The sequence below is a fragment of the Streptomyces spiramenti genome (genome assembly GCF_012034385.1).
GTDB lineage: Bacteria > Actinomycetota > Actinomycetes > Streptomycetales > Streptomycetaceae > Streptomyces > Streptomyces spiramenti.
This window is the reverse complement of record NZ_JAAVJB010000278.1, coordinates 1-5611: the sequence shown is the minus strand read 5'-3', so window position 1 is coordinate 5611 and position 5611 is coordinate 1. Positions and strand designations below refer to the sequence as shown.

5 protein-coding genes are annotated in these 5611 nt (G+C 75.9%); 2 read left to right on the top strand and 3 right to left on the bottom strand.

What is annotated here, in order from left to right:
• Positions 1-248 precede the first annotated feature (248 nt).
• Positions 249-1505: a phosphoribosylamine--glycine ligase gene (gene purD / locus HCJ92_RS21515; RefSeq protein ID WP_167935272.1), complete on the bottom strand. Its 1257-nt coding sequence runs from the start codon at positions 1503-1505 to the stop codon at positions 249-251.
• 211 nt (positions 1506-1716) lie between these two features.
• Here purD and HCJ92_RS21510 point away from each other — a divergent pair, with 211 nt between their 5' ends.
• Positions 1717-2433, top strand: coding sequence for an SLATT domain-containing protein (locus HCJ92_RS21510; protein ID WP_167935271.1), 717 nt, complete (start codon positions 1717-1719; stop codon positions 2431-2433).
• A 78-nt stretch (positions 2434-2511) separates the two neighbouring features.
• On the opposite strand, the gene HCJ92_RS21505 is transcribed toward HCJ92_RS21510, so the two are convergent.
• Both HCJ92_RS21505 and HCJ92_RS21500 read right to left on the bottom strand, forming a co-directional pair.
• On the bottom strand, positions 2512-3162 hold the full coding sequence (locus HCJ92_RS21505) for a hypothetical protein (protein WP_167935270.1): 651 nt from the start codon (positions 3160-3162) through the stop codon (positions 2512-2514).
• Positions 3163-3533: 371 nt separating this feature from the next.
• On the bottom strand, positions 3534-4346 hold the full coding sequence (locus tag HCJ92_RS21500; RefSeq protein WP_338054304.1) for a GntR family transcriptional regulator: 813 nt from the start codon (positions 4344-4346) through the stop codon (positions 3534-3536).
• Between the two features lie 205 nt (positions 4347-4551).
• Here HCJ92_RS21500 and HCJ92_RS21495 point away from each other — a divergent pair, with 205 nt between their 5' ends.
• Positions 4552-5169 carry a DJ-1/PfpI family protein gene (locus tag HCJ92_RS21495; RefSeq protein ID WP_338054305.1) on the top strand — a complete coding sequence of 206 codons (618 nt, stop codon included), beginning with the start codon at positions 4552-4554 and terminating at the stop codon, positions 5167-5169.
• The last annotated feature ends 442 nt before the right edge of the window (positions 5170-5611 follow it).

Sequence of the window (5611 nt, the reverse complement as noted above, 5' to 3'; positions counted from 1 at the left end):
CCGCCGACCGGCTGCCGTGATCGGCCGTGGCGCGCGTGGCAGCCGGTGCGGCGGCCACGAGGGCGTGTGGGTCACGGATGCGTCCGCCGGTCGTACGACCCCGGACGCGTGCTGTCGCACACGCCCGGGAGCACCGGACCGCCGGGCGCCCCCTTCGCGACCGACCATAGGGGGGCGCCGCGCACACGTCAGCAATAACGGCGCACGGTCACTCGATGGTGGGGCTTTGGGCAGAGGTTTGGGGTCGTTCAGACCGATTCAGCAGCCTTCGCCGCAATATCCGTGCGGTAGTGGGAGCCCGCCAGGCGGACACGCGCCACCGACTCGTACGCGCGCGCCCGCGCCTCACCGAGGTCCGCACCGGTCGCGGTGACCGACAGCACGCGGCCACCGGCGCTCAGCACCCGGCCGTCCTCGTCCCGGCGGGTACCGGCGTGCAGCACGTAGCTCTCCGGGCCGTCCTCGTCAGCGATCTCCGCCAGGCCCTCGATCGGGTCACCGGTGCGCGGAGCCTCCGGGTAGCCGTCGGAGGCCACGACCACCGTCACCGCGGCGTCATCGCTCCACACCAGCGGCGGCAGCTGGGCCAGCGAGCCCGTGGCGGCGGCGTGCAGCAGCGCGGAGAGCGGGCTGCGCAGCCGGGCCAGGACGACCTGGGTCTCCGGGTCGCCGAAGCGCGCGTTGAACTCGATCACGCGGACACCGCGCGAGGTGATCGCCAACCCGGCGTACAGCAGACCGGAGAACGGCGTGCCACGGCGGCGCATCTCGGCGACGGTCGGCTCCAGCACCGAGGCCAGGACCTCGTCGACCAGCTTCGGGTCCGCCCACGGCAGCGGCGAGTACGCGCCCATCCCACCGGTGTTCGGCCCGGCGTCGCCGTCCAGGGCCCGCTTGAAGTCCTGCGCCGGACGCAGCGGCACCACGGTCTCGCCGTCGGTCACCGCGAAGAGCGACACCTCGGGGCCGTCGAGGAACTCCTCGATCACCACACGGCCGCAGGCGGCGGCGTGGGCACGGGCCGCCTCGACGTCCTCCGTCACCACGACGCCCTTGCCCGCGGCCAGCCCGTCGTCCTTGACCACGTAGGGCGGGCCGAACGCGTCGAGCGCCTCGGCGACCTCCTCGGCCGTCGTGCAGAGGTAGGAGCGGGCGGTCGGCACCTCGGCGGCGGCCATCACCTCCTTGGCGAACGCCTTGCTGCCCTCCAGCCGCGCGGCGTCGGCCGAGGGGCCGAAGACGGGGACACCGGCGGCGCGCACCGCGTCCGCCACACCGGCGACCAGCGGGGCCTCGGGGCCGACCACCACCAGCTCGGCACCGACCTCGGCGGCGAGCGCGGCGACGGCCGCGCCGTCGGTGGCGTCCACCGGGTGGACCGTCGCCACCTCGGTGATGCCGGCGTTGCCCGGCGCGCAGTGCAGCGCGGAGACGTCTGGGTCACGGGACAGGGCGTGGCACAGGGCGTGTTCGCGGGCGCCGCCGCCGATGACGAGGATGTTCACGCCAGGCAGCCTATCGCTGCCACCGGCCCACTCTTTCGGGTGAAGGCGCTTCGGTGGTCGACGCAGCCACCGGCGGCGCCCGCAACCCTCCCGGCCCGCGACGTCTTCCTCCCGGGCACCCCGCGAGCCACCGCGGTGATTCCCCCGACCGCCGGACGGTCGAACCCCGCAGAAGGTAAGAAGAGCGGAGACAGCTGTGCAGGGGGTGCCGATGAGCCAGCCGGAGAACCAGCCGGAGGGGGCGCGTGACGCGGCCGGGCGCCGGGAGGACCTGGTCGGCCGGCCGTTCCCCCCGGGTGACTGGGGCGATCCCACCGCGCGTCTCGACGCCCTCTACCACCGGGCGGAGCGGGACGCGCTGCGCACCGTGGAGTGGTACCTGGCGGACCGGGTCCGCAAGCGCCGGGCGGCGCGGGTGCTGCGGGCGGGCACCGGCACCGCCGCCGCCGGCGGCGTGCTGCTCCCGCTGCTCGAACTCGCCGGTGTCGGCACCCTGCTGGGGTGGGGCTACCTCGCCCTGCTGGCGGCCACGCTCTGCCTCGGGGCGGACCGGCTCTTCGGGTTGACCGCGGGATGGACCCGCGACATGGCGACGGCGCAGGCCGTGCAGCGGCGGCTCGAACAGCTCCGCTACGACTGGGCCGCGGAATCGGTCCGGGAGGCGACCGGCTCGTCGGACGGCGGCCCGGCGGAGAGCGCCGAACGGTGCCTCGTACTGCTGCGCCGCTTCTCCGACGACCTCGGCGACCTGGTCCGAGCCGAGACCACGCTGTGGATGGCGGATTTCCACGCCGGTGGCGGGGCGCTGCTCACCCAGACCTCCGACCGGCGCGCCCGGCCGGAGCCGCCGCCCGCGCCTCGCCCGCGCCCGCACATCGTGGGGCGGCCCACGATGCCGCGGCAGCGCCCCCCGGAGGCGCCCCGCTGAGACGGGCGCGCTCCCCCGCGTGGTGGCGGCCACGGGCGCGGCGGGCGCGGCGGTGAACCGGGCTGGGGCTCGGCAGGCTCAGGAGAAGACGATCATCGATCCCTGCGCGAGGCTGCGCAGCGCGGCGGCGTGCAGCCCGAGCCAGACGTGGCGCTCCCGGGCGAACGGCCCCTCGCCGAGGGCGGGGACGACCGCCGGTTCGTCGAGGGTGGTGGGCCGGTTGGGAGCGGGCGGTGGCGGCGGCGGGTTGGCGCCGTCGATACCCAAGGCCGGCGCGACGGACTCCAGTTCGCGCAACAGCCCGTGGGAGGAGCCCAACGGCCCCCCGCCCCTCAGCAGTTCGTCGTTGGCGAGCGGGTGGGGGAAGTCCAGCGGGACGTACGCACCGGCATGGTCGAAGTGCCATACGAGATGCGAGCGTTGGGCGGCCTCGCCGAATATCTCCAGCAACTGCTCGTAGTCACCGTCGATACCGCCGGCGGGGGTGACCTCCAGGCCGCTGAGCCGGAGCAGGTGCGCACGACGGAGCAGGTGCAGCGCCGCGTAGTCGAACCCGGCGACCGGCGCGACCTCGCCGGAGGTGCCCGGCACGTAGCCGTGGACCGGGACGGGCGGCAGGCCCGCGTCCGCGAGGGCGCGGTCGTAGTCGGCGATCTCTTCGGAGAACGGGTTGTCGGGGCTGTGGCAGAGCACATCGACAAGGGGGACCAGCCAGAGGTCACAGGCCACGTAACGCCCTCTCTCGCACGGCGACCGGGCTTCCAGCGTAGAGCCTGGGCGCCGTCCCGTCCCCTGGTTCGACGGCACACCCAGCCGGGCGTGGCGCCGTCGCCGACGGCGGGGACGACCCTACGGCGGGCCGGGTCGGGGCAACGGAGGGAGGGAGGCGGAAGCAGCCCGGCAGCGGGCGGTGGCCTGGGCGCGCTCGACCCGCAGTGGGTCCGGTCCGGCGAACAGCGCCGGTGAGGCCCGCGGTGTCCGGTGCGATGGATCGCACGGCGGAGCACCGCAGCTCGTACCCGCCGTCCTCGCGCGATGCTCCGATGCGGCGAGATGCCGTGCCGGGCGCCGCGGGCCAGGCGGGGTCCGCCGGACAGGGCCTAACCGGCGTCGCGGTCGGGGAAGACATCCCGTCCGATCTCCGGGCCCTGGCCGGGCCCGCCGCTCCCGCCGCCGGTCGGCCTCACCGTCGGCGCGCCGGTCGAACGGTCCCGGCCGCGGCGGCCGGCGGCTTCGGCGCGGGCCGCCAGCTCGGCGGCGGCGGCGAGGACGTGCTCGTGCGCGCCCCGGACCAGGGCGCCCGCCTCGACCTCGTCGTTCCGTTCCACCGCGTCGGCGAGTTCGAGATAGCCGTCCCAGAGCAGTGCGGGGACGGACGAGGCGCACGGCCCGTCCACCGCGGCACGCAGTTGCGGCACGAGGAAGGCCCAGCACTGCGCGCGCAGCCGGTCCAGGAACTCGGCGATGTACGGGTTGGCCCGCAGCGCGGTCAGCTCACGCCAGAAGCGCAGGTCGTAGCCGACGAGGATGTCGAGGTCACCGGCGCGCGCGGCCTGCCCGGAGGTGGCGGCCCTGCGACGGATCGAGGTGAAGGCGTCGCGCGGGTACTCCGGGGGCGGCCTGCCCGCGTCGGCGAGGGGAAGCCCTTCGCGCACCACCGATCGGGCCTCGATCATCTCGCGAAAGTCGGTGAGGGTGTAGGACCGCACACGGAAGCCGCGGTGCTGCTCCACCAGCAGCAGGCCCTGGGCCGAGAGGTCGAGCAGCGCCTCGCGCGCGGGCGTCGTGGAGACGCCGTAGCTCTCGGCGATCTCCCGCACGGTGAACTCCAGGCCGGCGACGAGTCGTCCGGCCAGAACCTCCTCGCGGAGAGCGCCGGTGAGCTGCTCGCGCAGAGTGCTGCGTCGTATCACCTCGCTCACTCTACTCACCCGTCATGGACAGGTGGTGGGCAGAGTGACAGCATGCAGTGAGGGGACGTATCCGCCCTTTCCGGGCCAACGGACCAGGGAGGCCGTCATGACGCAGCGCAACGTCCGTGGCGTCAGGGGCAATCGGGGCGCGACGGGCCGGAGCGGGGCCGCCGCGGCGGACGACGCGCGGCCTGTCGCCCCGGGCGTGGCGCGCCCCACCGCGCATCTCGCCGTCTACGACACGCTCGCCGACTGGGAACCCGGCCACGCCACCGCCGAGCTGGCCCGCAACGGCTACCGGGTGCGGACGGTCGGGCCGGACATCCGGCCCGTGACCACGCTCGGCGGTATGCGGGTGGTGCCGGACATCACGGTGGCGGAGCTGCGGCCGGAGGACAGCTCCCTGCTCATCCTGCCCGGGGCGGACAGCTGGGAGACCGGCGAGCTCGCACCGTTCGCCGGTGCCGCCCGGCGGTTCCTGGAGTCCGGCGTGCCGGTCGCGGCGATCTGCGGCGCGGTGCCGGGGTTGGCCCGGGAGGGGCTGCTCGACGACCGCGACCACACCGCGGCGGCACCGTTCGTGCTGACCGCGACCGGGTACGGCGGCGCCGACCGCTACCGCGAGGCCGACGCCGTCACGGACCGCGACCTCATCACGGCGGGCCCGACCGACCCGGAGGCGTTCGCGCGGGAGATCCTGCGCCGGCTGGAGGTGCTGCCGCCCGACGTGTTGGACGCCTGGTTCCGCCTGTACGCGGACTCCGACGCCGCCGCCTACCCGGTGGTCGCCGCGGCTGCGGAGGCGCGGGGCCGGACGGGCTGACACCGGCGGACCGGGGGCGACGCGCGGGCCGCGGGGCGGCGGACCGTGTGGCGGGCGCGGCACCGCCGGCGTTCGGCCCGGCACCCGCCGGACCGCCTCCCCCACCGACCGGGTCGCCCTCGGGGGCTCCCTCGGCCGGAGCCGTCGCCTCGCAGGTCGGCAACCGTGCGTCCCACGAGTCGAGTTCGCACCGCCCGGCTGACGGCCCCGAGGAACCGCGAGCCGCCGGGCGCGACGCGCCCGCACTCGCCGTGCCCCGGCCGGCGCGGCCCGCTCCGGGGACCCCCGACCCCCGCGTGACGGCTCCGGTGACGGCCCTCCCACAGGCCGGAGTCGGCGCGGCGGTCGCCGGAACCGAGGCCGCGCCGCCCACCGGAACGCGCGAGGAGCCGGGCGGCGGACGTCCGGCGAGCGGGTCGGACGACGAGCCGCGGGCCGGCGG

Excerpts from the sequence above, each read along its gene's own strand:
- HCJ92_RS21510 (WP_167935271.1), top strand. The coding sequence starts at position 1,717 with ATGAGCCAGCCGGAGAACCAGCCGGAGGGGGCGCGTGACGCGGCCGGG.